Annotated in this window: 15 protein-coding genes and 2 pseudogenes; 7 read left to right on the forward strand and 10 right to left on the reverse strand. The window is 61.4% G+C overall.

The features are described 5' to 3' along the window. The first annotated feature begins 184 nt into the window (after nucleotides 1-184). The 5 genes from ACFXS9_RS07055 to ACFXS9_RS07075 all read left to right on the forward strand — a co-directional run bounded on the left by ACFXS9_RS07055 (nucleotide 185) and on the right by ACFXS9_RS07075 (nucleotide 4,887). Nucleotides 185-1,249, forward strand: a complete 1,065-nt coding sequence (locus tag ACFXS9_RS07055; RefSeq protein WP_392686576.1) for a zinc metalloprotease HtpX — start codon at nucleotides 185-187, stop codon at nucleotides 1,247-1,249. Nucleotides 1,250-1,734: 485 nt separating this feature from the next. After that, the gene (locus ACFXS9_RS07060) at nucleotides 1,735-2,490 is read left to right on the forward strand and encodes a hypothetical protein (protein WP_392686579.1); all 756 of its coding nucleotides are present in this window, start codon (nucleotides 1,735-1,737) and stop codon (nucleotides 2,488-2,490) included. Nucleotides 2,491-2,589: 99 nt separating this feature from the next. Next, nucleotides 2,590-3,048, forward strand: coding sequence for a hypothetical protein (locus tag ACFXS9_RS07065; RefSeq protein ID WP_392686581.1), 459 nt, complete (start codon nucleotides 2,590-2,592; stop codon nucleotides 3,046-3,048). 16 nt (nucleotides 3,049-3,064) lie between these two features. Next, entirely contained in the window at nucleotides 3,065-3,811 is a 747-nt protein-coding gene (locus ACFXS9_RS07070; protein WP_392686584.1) for a hypothetical protein, read from the forward strand. After that, complete coding sequence (locus ACFXS9_RS07075) at nucleotides 3,754-4,887, forward strand: S8 family serine peptidase (RefSeq protein WP_392686587.1); 1,134 nt, start codon at nucleotides 3,754-3,756, stop codon at nucleotides 4,885-4,887. Before ACFXS9_RS07070 ends, ACFXS9_RS07075 begins: the two co-directional genes overlap by 58 nt. A gap of 183 nt (nucleotides 4,888-5,070) precedes the next feature. On the opposite strand, the gene ACFXS9_RS07080 is transcribed toward ACFXS9_RS07075, so the two are convergent. From ACFXS9_RS07080 to ACFXS9_RS07115, 8 genes and pseudogenes are all read right to left on the reverse strand, one after another. Then, nucleotides 5,071-6,270, reverse strand: coding sequence for an adenylate/guanylate cyclase domain-containing protein (locus tag ACFXS9_RS07080; protein ID WP_392686590.1), 1,200 nt, complete (start codon nucleotides 6,268-6,270; stop codon nucleotides 5,071-5,073). A gap of 213 nt (nucleotides 6,271-6,483) precedes the next feature. Then, nucleotides 6,484-7,312 (reverse strand): annotated as a pseudogene (locus tag ACFXS9_RS07085) (enoyl-CoA hydratase-related protein). 22 nt (nucleotides 7,313-7,334) lie between these two features. Next, a complete protein-coding gene (locus ACFXS9_RS07090) occupies nucleotides 7,335-8,339 on the reverse strand; it encodes an NAD(P)H-dependent flavin oxidoreductase (RefSeq protein ID WP_392686593.1) in 1,005 nt (334 codons plus the stop codon). Between the two features lie 49 nt (nucleotides 8,340-8,388). Next, nucleotides 8,389-9,576, reverse strand: a complete 1,188-nt coding sequence (locus ACFXS9_RS07095) for an acetyl-CoA C-acyltransferase (protein ID WP_392686596.1) — start codon at nucleotides 9,574-9,576, stop codon at nucleotides 8,389-8,391. A 51-nt stretch (nucleotides 9,577-9,627) separates the two neighbouring features. After that, on the reverse strand, nucleotides 9,628-10,758 hold the full coding sequence (locus ACFXS9_RS07100; RefSeq protein WP_392686599.1) for an acyl-CoA dehydrogenase family protein: 1,131 nt from the start codon (nucleotides 10,756-10,758) through the stop codon (nucleotides 9,628-9,630). Nucleotides 10,759-10,779: 21 nt separating this feature from the next. Then, on the reverse strand, nucleotides 10,780-11,961 hold the full coding sequence (locus tag ACFXS9_RS07105; RefSeq protein WP_392686602.1) for an acyl-CoA dehydrogenase family protein: 1,182 nt from the start codon (nucleotides 11,959-11,961) through the stop codon (nucleotides 10,780-10,782). Between the two features lie 15 nt (nucleotides 11,962-11,976). Beyond that, the gene (locus tag ACFXS9_RS07110; RefSeq protein WP_334415375.1) at nucleotides 11,977-12,714 is read right to left on the reverse strand and encodes an SDR family oxidoreductase; all 738 of its coding nucleotides are present in this window, start codon (nucleotides 12,712-12,714) and stop codon (nucleotides 11,977-11,979) included. Nucleotides 12,715-12,733: 19 nt separating this feature from the next. Beyond that, nucleotides 12,734-14,338: a class I adenylate-forming enzyme family protein gene (locus ACFXS9_RS07115; protein WP_392686605.1), complete on the reverse strand. Its 1,605-nt coding sequence runs from the start codon at nucleotides 14,336-14,338 to the stop codon at nucleotides 12,734-12,736. 224 nt (nucleotides 14,339-14,562) lie between these two features. Here ACFXS9_RS07115 and ACFXS9_RS07120 point away from each other — a divergent pair, with 224 nt between their 5' ends. Then, nucleotides 14,563-15,306 (forward strand): SDR family NAD(P)-dependent oxidoreductase, encoded by a 744-nt coding sequence (locus ACFXS9_RS07120; RefSeq protein WP_392687322.1) that lies wholly within the window; start codon nucleotides 14,563-14,565, stop codon nucleotides 15,304-15,306. After that, nucleotides 15,306-15,984, forward strand: a pseudogene (locus ACFXS9_RS07125) (glutathione S-transferase family protein). Before ACFXS9_RS07120 ends, ACFXS9_RS07125 begins: the two are co-directional and overlap by 1 nt. Nucleotides 15,985-16,013: 29 nt before the next feature. Here the strand turns inward: ACFXS9_RS07125 and ACFXS9_RS07130 are convergent. After that, complete coding sequence (locus tag ACFXS9_RS07130) at nucleotides 16,014-17,213, reverse strand: CaiB/BaiF CoA transferase family protein (protein ID WP_392686614.1); 1,200 nt, start codon at nucleotides 17,211-17,213, stop codon at nucleotides 16,014-16,016. A gap of 63 nt (nucleotides 17,214-17,276) precedes the next feature. Continuing rightward, entirely contained in the window at nucleotides 17,277-17,909 is a 633-nt protein-coding gene (locus ACFXS9_RS07135; RefSeq protein ID WP_392686621.1) for a 2-hydroxychromene-2-carboxylate isomerase, read from the reverse strand. Between the last annotated feature and the right edge of the window lie 138 nt (nucleotides 17,910-18,047).

The following is an 18,047-nucleotide window of genomic DNA, read 5'->3' on the forward strand; positions in this document are numbered from 1 at the left end:
ATCGATGCGAACCGTCGGCGAGGTTCCCATACCGCCACGCAACCAAAACCGGTTCCCGCTAATACCGTAGTATCCCTTGTGCATTCCGCAAGTTTCCTGTGTCTATGGCATGAAATTGGCATGACAGGGCGCAAGTTGATCCGTAACCTTCGCGTTGGGCGTGCATCAGGGGGCAGGAACAGGGGTGTTTGACGCTGGCATAAGCTGGACAGCTTTACATGGTCATCGGCCGCGGCGGGATGTCGTCGCCGACCTCACGCCAGGCATTTCACTCGCTTTGGTGCGCTGTGCGCCGCCGACGCAAATGCTGAGCGTTTCCCGGTGCGGTACTACCGTGGAGATTTATTGGCCGTCGGCTGAGGCAGGCGCTTACCTGCGATGCCGTATCGAGCTGAACTCGAAAGGTCGGGACCTGCTGCGGCGTCGGCGGCTCGCCCATCAGACAGCGAACTATCAATCATCGGCATTGGCGATCCTTGCAATGATGTTGCTGCTCGCGGTGTGCGGTTGGATCGTCGGTGGGACCGAGGGCATGAGGCGCGCGTTACAGGGAACCGCCCCCCGCCCCGATGGCACGGTCATCTCGCGCGAGAGCATGTATCGCTGGTTCGGCGCCCGCCTGCTGTCCCACGCCCAGGTGCCGGAGTTGTTCGCCATTCTGACGAAGGTTTGCGGCCGAGCCGGCTTGGCTCGAGTGCCGGAGCTTTATTGTCTACCGGCACCAAGCGATATGAATGCCTACGCGCTCGGCGGACCGGAACGCAGCGCCATCGTCTTAACTGAGGGGCTGTTGCGTGGCATGACGCGCGAAGAGATCGCCGGGATCTTGGCCCACGAAGTGGCGCATATCCGCAACAATGACACCTGGACAATGAGCTGGGCGACTGCATTGCGTCGTGCGATCGATTGGACCTCGCTCGCCGGTCTAGCCCTGCTGCGAACGCGACATAACCACGGCGCGATGAGGCCAAGCCAGCCATTGGCGACGCTGCTGAGCGCAGCTCCGACGCTCGGTCAGTTGCTTGGACTGGCGCTGTCACGCGTCCGCGAACTGGATGCGGATGCAACCGCGCTAGAATTGACCGGCAACTCGTGGGCACTAATCGCCGCACTCGATAAGCTGGAGCGCCATCATACCGGCTCTGCGCCAATGGCTGTGTCTGCATTCGGGCATGATCCCATGCGCTTGCTTCGCAGCCACCCCGCTACCTCCGAGCGCGTCGGTACTCTACTCAACCTCACTTTTTAGCAATCGCGTGTGCCGAAGCAGATGTGCTTCGACAAGAGCGCTGACTAAGCTGACAAGATCCGCGCGTCTTGGAATTTTCATAGAGTTGCCACCAAAATATCGTCGCGTTTCCGCGAAACTATTCGCGCTTGAACGCGTTTGGGGAAAAAATCAGCAATCAATCGCAGAGCGTCTGGGCGGACGTAAGTGGCTGGCCTCTAGGAGATGGCTGGTAAGAAACAACAAACCCGCTCCTTCATCTCTCAACGGCTTTGTTTTGCCGCCTTATGCTTCTCATTCGTTTGTTGCCTTGAGGAACGCAGTTCGCGTGCCGCAAGGAAGATATGACCTATTGCTGCGACTTGTCCGGCGTTGAGCATTTTGAACTTGAAATGCAAAGCCGTCACAAACCGGCGTGACGGACTGTGCCACCGAAGGACCTCGCATGCGGATGATCTTCGGAGAGCTTTGGGCTGAGGGCACCAACCATCGCAAGGAGAACGGCGATGACCTACTTTGACACCCTGCAACAGACGCATAATCCGCAGTTCGGACAGTTCGGTCCGCAACAACAAGGGGGATGGGGAGCATTAGGTTCGCAAGGCGGTGTTGGACAAGGCGGTGTTGGACTCGGACAGGCGGCCTACGGCCAGCAATATGGGCAATACGGCGGTCAGCAGCCCTTCGGCGCATTCGGATATAACCCCGGCTGGGGCGGGCAACCGATGGGATGGGGCCAGCAGTGGGGCGGCCAACAGCGCCAGCTTTCGCAACAGGACGTGAATGAGGTCGTGCGTCAACTGGTACCGGCGCTGCCTCAAATCCTCGCGCAAGCACAAAATCCGTTCGGCGGAATCAGCCACGCAGCCTACGGCCAAGCGCCGCGGCAGCTGAGCCCGCAGGACGTGAATGAAGTCGTGCGGCAAATCCTGCCCATCGTTCCACAGATCGTTGGAATGCTGCAGAGCCAACAGCAACCTCACTATGCGGCCATGCAGGGCGGCCTCGGTCAGGGTCAGTTCGGAGGCCTCGGCCAACAATTCGGAGGCCTCGGCCAACTTGGTCTCGGCCATCCAGCGCAGGCCTGGGGCACTCAGTTCGGCGCACCTCAGTTCCAGTCGGCGTTCGGCGGTCCCATGGCCTTTGGCCAGCAGCGACAACTGACGCAGCAGGATATGGCCGACATCACCCGCCAGCTGATCGGCGTCATTCCTCAGGTCATAGGTAACCTTCAGGCCTATAGCCAACAGCGGATGATCTGAGCGCAATTCGCGGGCCAGCCCGTAAGGTAATCAGCGACCGCCGCCCAAAGCGGCGGTTGTGCTCGCTGCCGTCATGCTTCCCTCCGGAGGAGAACATCCATGTCCGATTCCAATCCTTCTGGCGCAACCGCGTCACAGCCACGCCCGGCAGACATTCAGCAGCTCGTCGCGCTGCTCGGCAATTTGATGCCGCTTCTCATGCGCCTTCAGTCTCAACCTTTTGAGCAACCGTTCCAGACCATGCCCGGCAGCCTGCCGATACCGAACCCGGTCCTCGATCGTCAGGCCGCGGAGAACATGATCGGCGATATGGTCGCGGAATCGCTGCGCTCGCTTTCCGCCTTTCTCGCAGCCAACGCAGCGCAGTATGCCGGCCTTGAGAACTGCGTGCCGATCGTGACCCAAGCCGCGCACAGGTTTGCCGCGCGGGACTATGCGCAGGCCTTCGACCTAATCGGGCAGGCCTATCGCGTGATCGAAATCGTCCGCGCAGCTGATCCGCGCGTTCCGCTGGTGCGACAGGCTTCGACCGACCAGACTAAATCCTCAATCCACTAAGGTGGGAGGCGACACCATGGCAGCAAGTTCAGATGATGCGCGCTCCACGTCGAGCGGCGACCGACGCAAATCAGCACGTGACGTGCGCTCAGCCCCGGCCGGTGATCGACGCACACCGGCCCGCACCAGTCAGTACATGATCGCGCCGGCGGGACCTGGTGTAAGCGGTCAAGAGCTAGCCGAGCAGCTCAACCAGTTCGGCAACATCGAGATCCTGCGGACCCGTGACCGGCGCGACACCACTGCCCCGCCGATTGCGGTCGTGCGCATAGCTGACGATGCCGCCACCGCACTGCGCCGCTCCGCAGCCGGCAGCTTGATCATCGAGCCGGACCTCCATCTGCGAGCTGCATCATTCGCTGGCGCGTTATCGGTTCTCCCGACGGCCGCGATGATGACCGCGTTCGGGCCGGATTTGAAGGTGACGATCCGGATCGTGAGCGAAGCCGGCACGCCCGTGGAGCAGACGGCGGTGCGGCTCATCGGCGAGCAGGTGTCAGTTCAGGGACTGACGGATAGCGACGGCAGAATAGATCTGACGCTGCAAGGCGAGCAGCCGGACACGGTCGCTGCCATAATTGTCAACCCGCGCTCCGGCTTTTGGGGCCTGTGGCAACATCGACCTCATCTCGAGGCCGATGCGGTGAACACTTTCACCCTAAAACCGTTGTCGCTGCCGGAGGCGCTGGATTGGGGGGCGCAGCCATGCAGCTTGATCAGATCCCGACGCAATGCCGCGGCGCCGGAATCAGGATCGCTCTGATCGACAGCGGCGTTGCGACCAGCCACAAGCGATTGACCAGGATCGATCACGGTATCGACATCAGGAGCGCCGAAGCAAAATCCTGGTCGAAGGACGCGATCGGCCACGGCACGCCATGCGCGGGCCTTATCAGTGCCGCGCTCCAGACAGCGCACGGCGTACGCGGTTACGCGCCGGACAGCGAGCTGCATATCTGCAAGCTTCCGTCCGATGCCTATTGCAGCGATCTGATCGTAGCGCTCGACTATTGCCTGCAGAACGCCATCGACGTGGCGTGTCTGGGATTCGGTTGCGAGCGCGGCTCAGCTCTGGTTGAGCAACGCATCGCTGAGGCAAAACAGCATGGCATGAGCCTCATCGCGGCTGCCGGAAATTCCGCAGGAGCGGTGCTGTTTCCGGCTTGCTCCCCCAACGTCATGGCGGTTGGTGCGGTCGGACAAGCGGGAAGCTTCCCGGAAGACAGTCCGCAGGCGGCACAAGCGGCGGCAGCCATCGCGCTCGCCGGCGGATTCTTCGTACCGCCGTTTTCCTGTCGCGGGCCCGAGCTCGACCTCTGCGCGCCTGGCGTTGCGATCACTGCCTGCCAGTCCCTTGACAGTTACGCGGTCTGTGACGGAACCTCGCTCGCTGCTGCCCACGTTACCGCACTCGCGGCCCTGATCCTCGCCGATCACAGTGATTTCAAGGGCAGTTTCGCTGCCAGAGATTTGCAACGCGTCGAACGGCTGTTCCAGATTCTCAAGGATACCGCGCAGCCGATCGGTCATCCCTGGCAGACGGGGGCTGGGCTACCGAACGCGGCACGTGCGCTTGGCATCTGGTCTGAGCAGCGAGCGACAGTCATGCCGCTGAATGTCGGATTGCGTCAGATGCGCAGCGCCATTCGGCAGCTCGACCAGATTCAGTTCGGCGCAAGCGACGTGATGCCGTTCGAGCTGCCGCGTGGTCCGGCCAAGGTGAGTAGCCTGCCGCTGAGTTCGGGACCTCTGACGTTCCAGGCTGACGGCGGCGGGAAAGCAAGCATCCACGAACTCAAGGCAGCAATGGCATTCGCTGGTTTGGCGGCAGAACGCTAAAGCGCGATGGCTCTAAGTCGAATCGCAATCGCGCGTTAGTCGGTTTCGTCCTTCGCATTCATCGCGGCGGGCGGACACCGCTTATTGCCAAGAGCTGCGCGACACACCTCGTGGTCCCCGGTGCGTGTTCGCGCCGGGCCGACCGCCGAGAGAATGACCGGGGCCCTGGCGATAGATCGTCGTTCAGCCGTGATACGCAAACAGCTCGATCGGGTCGTTGAAGCCGCGCACCGGATATTCCCCGACGCGTTCGAGATCGAAATCGTTTTCGACGAAATCAGCGAATGCGCGGGATAGCAGCACCGTTTTTCCCAACTGTTTGGTGAGGGCTTCGAGACGCGAAGCCATGTTGACCGCAGGACCGATGACCGTGAAGTCGAGCCGGCTGCGCGACCCGATATTGCCGTACATGACGTCTCCGACGTGGACGCCGATGCCGTAATTCAGCGGCTCACGACCGGTTTCGCTATTTTTTTCGTTGAGGGCAAGCATGGCCTGACGGGCTTCAGCCACGGCATGCAGCAGATTTGCGCAGGCCGACGGCTGGCTCAGCGGAAAAATGGCAAGCAGGCCGTCGCCGATGAATTTCAGTATTTCCCCGCCATGTCGCGCAATCGGCTCCGACATCGCATCGAAATAGCCGTTCAGAAGATCAATGACGTCATCGCGCGGCCAGTTGTCGGAGATCCTGGTGAAATCACGCAGATCGCAGATCATGATGGCGGCGCGTACCGTGGTCCCGCTGCCCCGCCTGGTGGCGCCGGCTAGAATGAGCTCGCTGGCATGCGACCCGACATAGGTTTCGAGCAGCGTTCGCGCCAACCGGTTCTTGACACGGATTTCGCTGACCAGCGCCAGAACCGGCAACAGTTCCAACAGGCTGGCGATATGCGCATCGTCGAAACCTCCTGGCCGGTCGGTTGCAAAGGTCACGATATGCCGCTTACCGAGCGTATGATACAGCGGCCACGCCACATAATCGGTCAGGCCTTTCGCCCGCATCTCGTCAAAGACGGCGTGCTTGCGGCCCAGTGACGGGTCCCGTTCGAGATTTTCGCGTACCTCGGTGGCGCCATCATGGACTTCGTTGGCGGGACTACCGATGTACTCGGATCGCTCCCTGACGTCGTAGTCGACCCTCGCAATCTCCGCCTCGCGCATCCCGTCGGCCCACATGATCCGTGCGCCAAGCCATTGCGGATGGTGGATCAGGATATGAAGCGACGCCCGCTTGACCGGTATGCCTGCTCGTTGGAGCCGGATACACAGCTCAGCGAAAATATTGTCAATGAAGCGCTCATCACGCGTGCCGTTTGTCAGCCAGTGCAGGACGTCCCGGTCAGAACGCGCGGTAACGGGATCGATTCTTGGCGGCGCGTTCATATCTTGCTCCCGAGCAGTGACCTGGATCGACGGTACAGGATATGTCGTGTCCCCGTGCGACGTCGTCAACGGAGTCCGCCGCAATCTGCCGTGCGCATTGATAGCATTGGTGAATTTCCCGCGGTCAGGATGCCGCAGTTGGCTCGCGGCGACCGGGTGTCCTTCGCGTCGACCAGGAAGCCGGTCAGCGACGCTGACGTCCAGCGACGCACGCTAATGCCCGACGAAAACGGGCTTGCGCTTGTCGATGAAGGCGCGCACCGCCTCCCGATGATCCGTCGTTCGCGCGGAGCGGACCATGTATTCCGCTTCCTGGTCCATCGAGATCCAGAAGGTCGGCCGTCAAGGCATGGTCAAGGTTGTCCTTCATGCCGGCGAAAGCATGCAAGGGGCCCTCGGCCAGCGACCTTGCAAGCGCAAATGCAACGTCGCGAAGCTCGGCGTCGGCTACCACCCGATTGACAAGCCCCAGGGTTTCGCAGCGGCGTGCGTCGATCCGCTCCGACAGAAACATCAACTCGCGTGCCCGGGACGTCCCCACCAGCCGCGTCAGCAGCCAGGCGACGCCGTAGTCTCCGGTCAGGGCGATGCGGGCATATCCCGTAGTCATCACCGCCGATTCAGCGGCGATTCGAATGTCGCAGGCGAGTGCGAGCGCAAGCCCTGCGCCTGCCGCAGGCCCGGGAAGCGCTGCAATCGTCGGCTTTCGCAATCCAACCAACGCACCTGTAAGTGTGCGCTGCTTGATGCGCAGGTCGGCGACCCGCTCAGCGATCGGCGCTTCGGCTTTGGCGGCATTGCTCCCCATACCCTTGACGTCGCCGCCGGCGCAAAAAGCAGCGCCAGCCCCAGTGATGAGCAATGCGCCGACGCTGGAATCCTCGCCGCACTGCCTGATCATGCGCCGGAGCGCGGGGGTCAGTTGATCGGACAAGGCGTTGCGGGCCGCGGGCCGGTTCAGCGTGATGAGCGCCACGCGATCCCGGATTTCACACAGCAGCTCACCTGTGCCGGTATCGACCTCGATCCGATCTTCTGCCATTCGCGCTGCTCCCGTCGTGCCTTCACGCGACCTTCAGGGCTGCCTCGCTGTCGGCGTCCAGGAATCCCGTCAGCCGGCCCCTGATCAGTTGCTCGGCATCCGCCATGATGCGGTCGATCAGTTCCTTCACGGTCGGAATGTCGTGAATGAGGCCTGCGACCATGCCGCAGCTCCAGGCGCCCGCGTCCATATCGCCCTCGATCATCACCTTCGGATAGACCCCAGCGACCTGCTCGTGGATGTCGCCAATCTTCAGGCTTGCGCCCTTCTCGCGCTCGACCTCCAGCAACTGGTCGACGCCCTTGTTCTTCAAGACGCGCTCGGTATTGCGCAGCGCGCGCATGACCAGCACGGTATCGAGTTCGGTCGCCTTGACCAAGGCCTGCTTTACATTGTCGTGGACTGGCGCTTCCTTCGTGGCGATGAAGCGGGTGCCCATGTTCATGCCGGCGGCCCCCATCGACAGCGCCGCGACGAGGCTCCGCGCGTCGGCCATGCCGCCCGACGCCACGAACGGAATCTTCAGCTCGTCCGCCGCACGGGGCAGCAGGATCATGTTCGGGATATCGTCCTCGCCGGGATGGCCGCCGCATTCGAAGCCATCGACGCTGACAGCGTCGCAGCCGATCTTCTCGGCCTTGAGCGAGTGCCGCACCGAGGTGCATTTGTGGATCACCTTGATGCCAGCGGCTTTCAGCGCCGGCATATACTGCTCGGGGCTGCGGCCGGCGGTCTCCACCGCCTTGACGCCGCCTTCCTTGATAGCAGCGATATATTCCGGATATGGTGGCGCGGTGAAGCTCGGCAGGAAAGTAAGGTTCACGCCAAAGGGCTTGTCCGTCATGTCGCGGCAGCGCGCGATCTCCTTGGCCAATAGTTCCGGCGTCCTCTGCGTCAGGCCAGTGATGATCCCGAGCCCGCCGGCATTCGACACCGCGGCCGCGAGTTCGGCAAATCCCACATAGTGCATTCCGCCTTGAATGATCGGATGTTCGATGCCGAACATCTCGGTGATTGCTGTCTTCACACGTGCCTCCGATTTGCTGATGGACGTCTGGTCCTGCCGACTTGATTGTTTAATGAACGATTTCGAGCAGCCCTGCGGCGCCCATGCCGCCGCCGACGCACATGGTGACAACGGCGTATTTCGCCTTGCGCCGCCGGCCCTCGATCAAGGCGTGGCCAGTCAACCGCGCGCCAGTCATGCCATAGGGATGGCCGACTGCGATCGAGCCACCGTTGACGTTGAGTTTCTCCGGGTCGATCCCGAGCTTGTCGCGGCAATAGATCACCTGCACTGCGAATGCCTCGTTCAGTTCCCAGAGATCGATATCATCGATCTTGAGTCCGTGGCGCTTGAGAAGTCGGGGCACGGCGTAGACCGGGCCAACTCCCATCTCGTCCGGCTCGCATCCTGCGGCGACAAAGCCGCGGAAGATACCGAGAGGCTTTAATCCTTTCTGGGAGGCCAGCTTGTCGCTCATGATGACGGCGGCACTGGCGCCGTCCGAGAGCTGGCTCGCGTTGCCGCCAGTAATGGTGAAGCCCGGCCCCTTGGCCGGCTTGACACCTGCGAGACCTTCGGCGGTCGTATCGGGACGCGGCCCCTCATCCGCCGATAGCATCACCTGCTGATAGGATACAGCGCCGCTCGCCTTGTCAGTCACCGCCATGGTCGTCTTGATCGGTGCGAGTTCGTCGCTGAAGCGGCCGCCCTGTTGGGCAGCCGCTGTCCGGCGCTGGCTCTCCAGGCTGTATTCGTCCTGACGTTCGCGCGAGATGTCGTAGCGCTTCGCAACGATCTCGGCAGTATCCAGCATCGCGATGTAGGCGTCTCCCTTCATCGCGAGCAGTTCCGGATCGACGGCATGAAAGTTGTTGAACTGGGCGTTCTGGACCAGGCTGATGGATTCACCGCCGCCGCCGATGGCAACCTCCACGCCATCGAAGATGACCGAACGCGCAGCCAGGGCAATCGCTTGCAGGCCCGACGCGCATTGGCGGTCGATGGTGGTTCCAGCCGCGCTGACCGGAAGTCCGGCCCGCAGCAGCGCCTTGCGCGCAATGTTCATACCCGTGGCGCCCTGTTGCATGGCGCAACCCATCACGACATCTTCGACCTCGGCGCCCTCGATCTTCGCACGCGACAGCGCCGAGGCGATGGCATGCCCGAGCAGGGTCGCGCCCTCGGTATTGTTGAGAGCGCCCTTGTAAGCCTTGCCAATTGGGGTGCGAGCGGTCGAAACGATTACGGCTTCGGTCATTGTTACCTCTGTTCGGGGTGCGGCATCGATTTGCTGCGTTGGGAGGGAGATTCAGCTCTGCTGCGCGTACCGCATGAGATGATAGGCAGGATCGCCGAACTGGATGTTGATGGAGCTTATGCGCTTGAAGTAGTGGCCGACGTTCAACTCGTCGCTCATGCCCATGCCGCCGTGCAGTTGCACGGCCTGCTCCGCGACGAAGCGGGCGGCATAGCCCACCTTGGTCTTGGCGCCGGACGCCAGTTTCGATCCGTTCGGTTCCTTCGATGCCAGGCTTAGATTCAAATGCTGAGTGAGCGAAATCGACTCCTCAAGCGCGATGAACATGTCGACCATGCGGTGCTGCAGCACCTGAAACGTTCCCAGCGCAACCCCGAACTGCTTGCGCGTCTTGCTGTATTCGAGCGTCGCCGAGTTCAGCTCCGTCATGGCACCGACGGCTTCCGCGCAAAGGGCCGCGATGGCGCGATCGCGAGCCGCCTCCAGGGCAGCGACGCCCTCGCCTTCGCCCCCCAGCATCTGGCTGGCCGGCACCTCGACTTTCATCAGCGTGAGTTCAGCGGCGCGCCGACCGTCGATCGTCTTGAAGCTCTGCAGGTGAAGATTGGCCGCATGGCGATCTACGACAAACAGACTTACGCCGTCGCGATCGCGTTGCTGGCCCGAGGTGCGCGCCGAAACGATCAGCTTATCGGCCCATGGCGCACCGACCACCGCTGCTTTGGTTCCGCTCAGAACAAATTTGTCCCCTTGGCGGCGTGCAGTGGTGGTGACGTTGTTGAAATCATAACGTGACCGTCCTTCCGCCCAGGCCAGCGCCCATATCGCATCGCCTTCCATGATCTTCGGCAGGAATGCCTGGCGCTGCTCGGCCGAGCCGACGTCCTCGATCAGGCCACCGGCGAGGACAACCGTCTCAAAAAACGGCTCGACGACGAGCTTGCGGCCGAACTCCTGCATCACGATCATCGTGGCAAGCGAGCCGCCACCAAGGCCACCGGAGCTTTCCTGGAACGGCGCGGCGCAGAGCCCCAGCTCGGCAAACGACTTCCAGTGCCTGCGGCTCCAGCCTTCGTCGGTCGCAACGATCTTGCGGCGCTCGTCGAAATCGTACTGCTCGCGCAGAAAGCGTTGAATGCTGGAACGGAGCAATTCCTGTTCTTCCGTCAACTGAATGTCCATCGGATGCCTCGTGCGCTGTGGTCAGAGACCCAGCACCGCTTTCGCGATTATGTTGCGCTGGATCTCGTTCGATCCCCCGTAAATGCTGAGTTTGCGGGAGTTCAGGTACTTTTCGGTCGCGGTGTGCCCGTAGTCCGGCCCCGGCATGAAGCGGTTGGCGCTTACCGGGTGCTCACGGATGGCCAGACCATAATTGCCGATCGCCTGGTGCGTCAGATCGGTGATGCGCTGGAATATCTCGGTGCCCCTGATCTTGAACAACGACGCGGCCGGTCCTGGGTCGATGCCGCGCGACATCTGAGCCACGATACGCAGTTCGGTTGCCTCCAGCGCCAGCACATCGAGCTCGACGCGCGCGATCTCCCTGATGAATTCCCCGAACGCTGGATCGTCCTCACCAACTTCGGTTCTCACGATCTGCTTCAGACGCCCGAGATACCGAGTGGACCGGCCGATCCCGGCCATGCTGGTGCGCTCGTTGCCCAACAGGAATTTGGCGTAGGTCCAGCCCTTGTTTTCCTCGCCGATCAGATTCTCCGCAGGCACTCGCACGTCCTCGAGGAACACATCGTTGACCTCGTGCGATCCGTCAATCGTAATGATCGGCCGCACGGTGACGCCCGGCGATTTCATATCGATCAGCAGGAAGGAGATGCCGGCCTGAGGTTTTGCTGAGGGATCGGTGCGCACCAGGCAGAAGATCCAGTCGGCATGCTGGGCCAGCGTCGTCCAGGTCTTGTGGCCGTTGACGATGTAGTGGTCGCCGTCGCGTACCGCCCTGGTGCGGACCGATGCGAGGTCGGAGCCGGAGCCCGGCTCCGAATAGCCCTGGCACCACCAGTCGTCACCGGAGAGAATCCGCGGCAGAAACTTCTTCTTCTGCGCATCGTTGCCGAAGGTGTAGATGACCGGGCCGACCATGGTGACGCTGAATGCGAGCGGCGGCAGCGTTCCCGCGCGCGAGGTCTCCTGTTCAAAGATGAAGCGCTGCGTGACCGACCAGCCGGGGCCGCCATATTCCTTGGGCCAGAGCGGCGCGATCCAACCCTTCTTGTAGAGGATGCGGTGCCAGAGCAGCGACTGCTCCTTGGTCAAATCCGTCTCGGGGTTTGGAACGCGCATTTCCGGCGGATAGTTCTCCGCGATAAAAGCACGCACCTCGTCACGAAACGCTGCGTCCTCGCTGGAAAGTTCGAGCTCCATCGTGCGAGGCTCCCGCTACCACTTCTCGCCGAAGGGACGGATCTCCAGTTCGAAGGTCCAGGCGCTGCGCGGCTGCTGATAGAGCAGCCAATAGGATTCCGCGACCGAGGATGGCGGCATCAAAGCATCGGGGTTATCCAGCGCGTTCGGACCGAGTGCCTCGATCCGTCGCTGGCGCACCCACTCGGTATCGACGCCGGAATCAATGATGAGATGCGCCACGTGGATGTTCTTGGGCCCCAACTCGCGAGCGGCCGCCTGGGCGACGGCCCGCAAGCCGAACTTGGCGCTGGCAAAGGCTGCATAACCCGTTCCACCACGGAGACTCGCCGTCGCTCCAGTGAAGAAGATATTGCCCTTGCCCCGCGGCAGCATGAGCCGCGCAGCTTCGCGCCCGGCGAGGAAGCCGGAATAACAGGCCATTTCCCACACCTTGCGGAACACGCGCTCGGTGGTTTCCAGAATCGGAAAATTGACGTTGGCGCCGATGTTGAAGATACAGACCTCGAGAGGCGCGTGCTTGTCGGCATCGCCGAGGAATGAAATGATTTCCTCCTCCTTGCGTGCGTCGAGCGAGCGCGCGTGAATCTCACCGCCGGCCTTCTCGATCTCCTTGACGAGCGGTTCGAGTTTGGCCCCGTTACGGCGCCCGGCAAACACCGTGAAGCCCTCTGAGGCAAACTTTTTGGCGATCTCGCCGCCGATGTAGTCCCCGGCGCCGATCACGGCCACGGTTGCGTTTCTCTTTTGCAAGGGTCTTCTCCCGGTCAGGTTAGATCTGCTGTCTACGAAGTGGAGCCATCTGCGCCGGTGGAGCTTCGTCACCCTCGCGTAAAGACTCCGCCAGCTTATGCTTGAGTATCTTGCCGGTCGAAGTAGCCGGCAAGGCATCGAGGACGATGATTTCGGATGGTCGCTTGTAGGAGGTGAGCTGAAATCGGATGAAGCCCATCAGGTCGGCCGGCGTCGCGCGCGACCCCGGCAGCAACTGTACAAAGGCGACAATCTCCTCATTGCCATCGGCCGGACGGCCGACGACGGCGCATTGCACCACGTCCTTGTGTGAACTGAGGACCGCTTCCACCTCGGCGGGATAGACGTTGAAGCCGGAGCGGATGATCATTTCCTTGGTGCGGCCGACGATATAGAGGCAATCGCCGTCGAAGCGCGCCAGATCGCCGGTATTGAACCAACCCTCGCTGTCGATCACTTTGGCCGTCAGTTCCGGCGCGCGATAATAGCCGCGCATCACGTTGCGCCCGCGAACGTGAAGTTCTCCGACTTCACCCTTCGACAGCGGTATGCCGTCGATTGTTCTGATGCGCCCCTCTATTCCTGGCAGCAGCGTACCAACCGCCTGGTCGGACCGCGGCGCGTCGAAGCGCACGCCGGATATTCCGGGCGAACATTCGGTGATCCCATAACCGTTGAGGAGCGCAAGGCCGAACTCCTTCTCCACACGCAACTTCAAATTCAGGTCGAGCGGCGCGCCGGCAACGGCAATCAAGCGCAACGAGCCCCGGTCGAGCCGCTTCAGACCCGATACGCTCTTGTATTCCAGCAGACGTTGATAGGTGGCCGGCACGCCATTGAGGATGGTTACGTCCTCCTCCGCGATCGCCTTGGCAGTTGCCGCCGGATCGAATTTGCTGACCATCCGCACCGTGCCGCCGACCATCAGCGTCATGATCAGGAGCGAGATGCCGACGATATGCGAGATCGGCAACACCAGATAGATCTTGTCGTCTTGATCCATCTTGCGGAAATGCGCCGTGGTCTTGGCGCTGATCAGCAGGTTTTCGTGAGAGAGCATCACCCCCTTTGGCGTGCCCGTCGTTCCCGAGGTGTAAATCAGCACTGCGACTTGTTTTGCCGGATCGGCCTCCACCGCCTCGACGGTGGCGCTTTCGTTCAGCGGGCCGATGCCAATCTCCCGCAGCGCGCCAATTTGCCGGTTCTCCGCACCATAGCGTGATGCGTGCGCCGCGGCCTCTTTCGAAACACCTGACGTGAAGAACATCCGGCGGGCGCCGCTATGGTCGCGGATCTGGTCCAACTCGCGCGCCGACAATCGCGGGTTGGCGACGATTGCCCAGGCGTCGAGCCGGCTCGCCGCAAGCAGCAAGGCCGCCAGCGCAATGCAGTTTTCGCTGATAATGACCATCCGATCACCCGCTCTCACCCCCAGCGAGGTGAGAACAGCCGCGATCTCGGCGACCCGCCCGTCCAGGTCACGATAGCTCCAGGCGGCGCCATCTTCGATCAGGGCGATCCGGTCCGGGGCATTGACGACGTGGCCAGTCGTTACTTCATGGATGCGGCGCGGCAACTCCGCAGCAATCTCATCGATATCGATTGCCCCTGAAAGACCCGTCACCGTCAACCTCCCGAACAGCCAACGTCGCCCCTGCTGCGTCGCGCGCGATATCGATTTAACGTTCTTTTTTAGAACTCGTCAATTGCTAATTGGTCTTCTGGTGTCCACGTTCAAAAGAGGCAGCACGCCTGTCGCTTTTGTCACGCCTCGAAAAGCTCGTTTACAACGAGGTCGATAAGAGCTACCTACAAGTACCAAATAAGAACTTACGGGAGAGACCGAGAATGGTGGAAGGTCGCGGCGTTGCAATACTCGTGGGCGCGGGCGACGCCATCGGCGCGGCTGTCGCGCGTCGGTTTGCCAAAGGGGGCTACACCGTTTGTATCTGCCGGCGTGACGCAGCCAAATCCCAGGGACTGGTAGATGAACTCACCGCTGCGGGCCATCGTATCCACGCTTTCAGCGTCGATGCTCGTCAGGAATCCGAAGTTCAAAAGCTTTTTTCCGACGTCGAAAGCAACGTCGGGCCGATCGAGGTTTGCCTTTTCAATGCCGGATCGAACGTCAACAAACCCCTCGTGGAGACCACGGAAAAGCTGTTCTTCAAGGCCTGGGAACTGGCCTGCTACGCGGGATTCCTGGTCGGACGCGAGGCTGCGCGCGTCATGCTGCCACGTGGGCGCGGCACCATCTTCTTTACTGGTGCGACCGCCAGCGTCCGTGGCGGCCAGGGCTTTGCGGCGTTTTCATCGGCGAAGTTTGGCCTTCGCGCGGTCGCCCAGGCCATGGCGCGCGAACTGGGACCAAAGAACATCCACGTGGTCCATCTCATCATTGACGCCGGCGTAGATAGCGAAGCCATTCATCAGCGCATGAAGGCGGCGAAGGGAATCGAGGCAGGCGAGATTCCCCAGGACAGTCTGACGAAGACGTCTTCCATAGCCGAGGTGTACTGGTTCACCCATCAGCAAAGCCGAGACGGCTGGACCCATGAACTCGATCTTCGTCCGTCCGTGGAGAAATGGTGATGAGCGCAACACCCGATCTAACCCTATGGGGCGTTGGTACAAGCCGCACCATTCGTGCGCACTGGGCCATGCACGAGCTTGGCTTGTCCTACAAAGTCAGGCCGATCGGACCGCGAACCGGCGAGACCAAGACGGCCGAATACACCAGCCTCAATCCCCGCCAGAAGATCCCCCCTGCTGCAGGACGGCGACTTCTGCATCGGAGAAAGCGCCGCGATTGTCGCCTATCTGTCGCGAACCTATTCAACGCCAGGCCGTTCGCTGATTCCCGAAACCCAGCGCGAGTTCGCCGCGTGGCTCGAATGGTGCTTCTTTATCGTCGCCGAACTCGATTCTACGAGCCTCTACGTCATGCGCCGCCATCGCGCGGATGCACTGGGACATATCTATGGAATTGCGCCCGAAGTTGTCGCACAGGCCGGCGAATATTTCCGGCAACAATTGCGACACGTGGAGGTCGCGCTAGCGGATGGGCGGACGTTCTTGATGGGTGACCAATTTACCAGCGCCGATATCCTGCTCACGACGTGCCTGGACTGGGCCGTCGCCTACGGCGTCGGCATTTGCGACAACGCGCAGCCTTACCTTGAGCGCATCCAAAGCCGAGCGGCCTATCAGCAAGCCGTTGCAGCGAATGTTCCGGCGGCACCGACTACGCCGGCGGCGGCGAAGGTCTGAGAGCCGATCGCCGGTCGCGAGGCTTCGGATTAGACGGCCACACGCACGGCGCGTTCGGCGACCATCTTGTCGATGGCGCTGTCGTCATATCCCAGTTCGCGCAATACATCACGCGAATGCTCACCGACCCGGGGCGCCGGCCCGCCAATTGCAGCCTCATTGATTTCGAAGCGAGCCGCGGGCTTCGGCTGCCGCACTCGCCCGACCTTCGGCTGATCGAATTCCGCGATGATACCGCGCGCCACCACCTGCTCATTGTGGATGATTTCGCTCCGACGCAGGATCGGCGCACAAGGCACGTCGGCGGCGTCCAGTCGCTCCAGCCATTCGGCAGTGGTATGCTGGCTGATATACTCAGCCATCTTGTTGATGCGGGCGGTGGCGTTGACCGAACGCGCCGAGGGCGTCGCAAACCTTGGATCGTTGGCAAGCTCGGGATCGCCGGATGCCCGGCAGAAACCCTGCCATTCGGAATCCGAAATCGTGCCGGCGGTGATGTAGCCATCACTGGTCTTGAAGACGAGATCCGGCCGATCGTTGGGATCGGCTGCGGCGGCCTCGGCCCCCACGACCGTATACTGCATCATGCCTTCGGGCCACAGGTAGGAAATCATCGCATCCAACATCGCGACCTGAATATGATCGCCCTGCCCGGTTTTCTCGCGGGCATAGAGCGCTGCCGCCACCGCCTGTGCCGTGAACACTGCAGTGGTCTTGTCGCATACGATGGTGCGGATCATTTGCGGACGGTTCGTTACCGGCTGCGACTGGATATCAGCGAAGCCTGACAGGCCCTGAATGATCGGGTCATAGACGCGCTTCTTTACATACGGGCCGGTATCGCCGACGCCGCTGATCGAGACATAGATCAGGCGCGGATGGCGCTGCCGCAATTCTTCTACGCCTAAACCGAGGCGTTCCATGGTGCCGGGCCGGAAGTTCTGCACCAGCACATCAGCCTGCGCGACCAGCCTGGTGAGTACCTCACGGCCGCTCGTGCTCTTGACGTCGATCGACAGCGAACGCTTGCCGCGGTTCGAAGAGATGAACAGCGCGGAGAACTCGCCGTCCTTGTCGATGGTGGCCCGGCTGCGGCGCGTAATATCGCCGCCGATCGGCTCGATCTTCAGCACGTCGGCGCCCTGGTCCGCTAGAAACATGGTCGCGAACGGGCCCGACACCACGCCGGTCAGGTCGAGGACACGAACACCGCTAAGCGGGCCAGGCATGGACATTCTCCCTGAATTCACTTTTGCTTTGGGTCCGCCACTCAACCCGGGCCATCGTAGCCGTTAGGCCGTCCTGGGAACAGGCTGTCTGGTCTGCTCGACGATGGATTCCTCGACGTCGCGGAGTTGGTCCTTGCCGAAGAACATTTCCTTTCCAACGAAGAAAGTTGGCGAGCCGAATGCTCCCCGGCTGACGGCGTCGTTGGTCAGGTCGATCAGCCTCTTTTTGACGTCATCCTGCTGCGCACGCGCGATCAACCGGTCGATATCGATCCCTGAGGAGATGAATGCGTTACGAAAGATTTCGAGGTCGTCCATCTTCTTCGGCTCCTCCCACATATGATGGTAGGCGGCACGGAAATAGGGCTCGAACACGCCTTCGAATTGGGCGGCGACGGCGCCACGCATCAGCATCAGCGTATTGACCGGAAAGAACGGATTCTGGCGAAATTTCGTGACATTATGGCGGCGAATGAACCGCTGGGTCTCCAGCGCCTGGTATTCCGGCTTGTTCTTGATGCCGCGAAGCGAATCGAACGGCGACATGTTGCCCGTCGCCTTGTAGATGCCGCCCAGCAAAACCGGGACATACTCGAATTTCACGCCGGTACGCCGCTCGATTCCCGGAATGGCTACTTCCGCCAGATAAGCGTTAGGGCTGCCGAAATCGAACTGGAATTCTACCTTCAGGGGCATGTCGACTCCTCCCGGAGAGCGCGTTGTTGGTCAGGTTCGATAATCAGCAGGCTGAACCCAAGCTTGCCATCCATCCTTACAGTTCTAAAAACGAACTGTCAAATTATGCGGAATTTTCCTAGTTTGACGCGAACCCTA

The organism is Bradyrhizobium sp. RDI18, from assembly GCF_043203335.1.
Lineage (GTDB): Bacteria > Pseudomonadota > Alphaproteobacteria > Rhizobiales > Xanthobacteraceae > Bradyrhizobium > Bradyrhizobium retamae.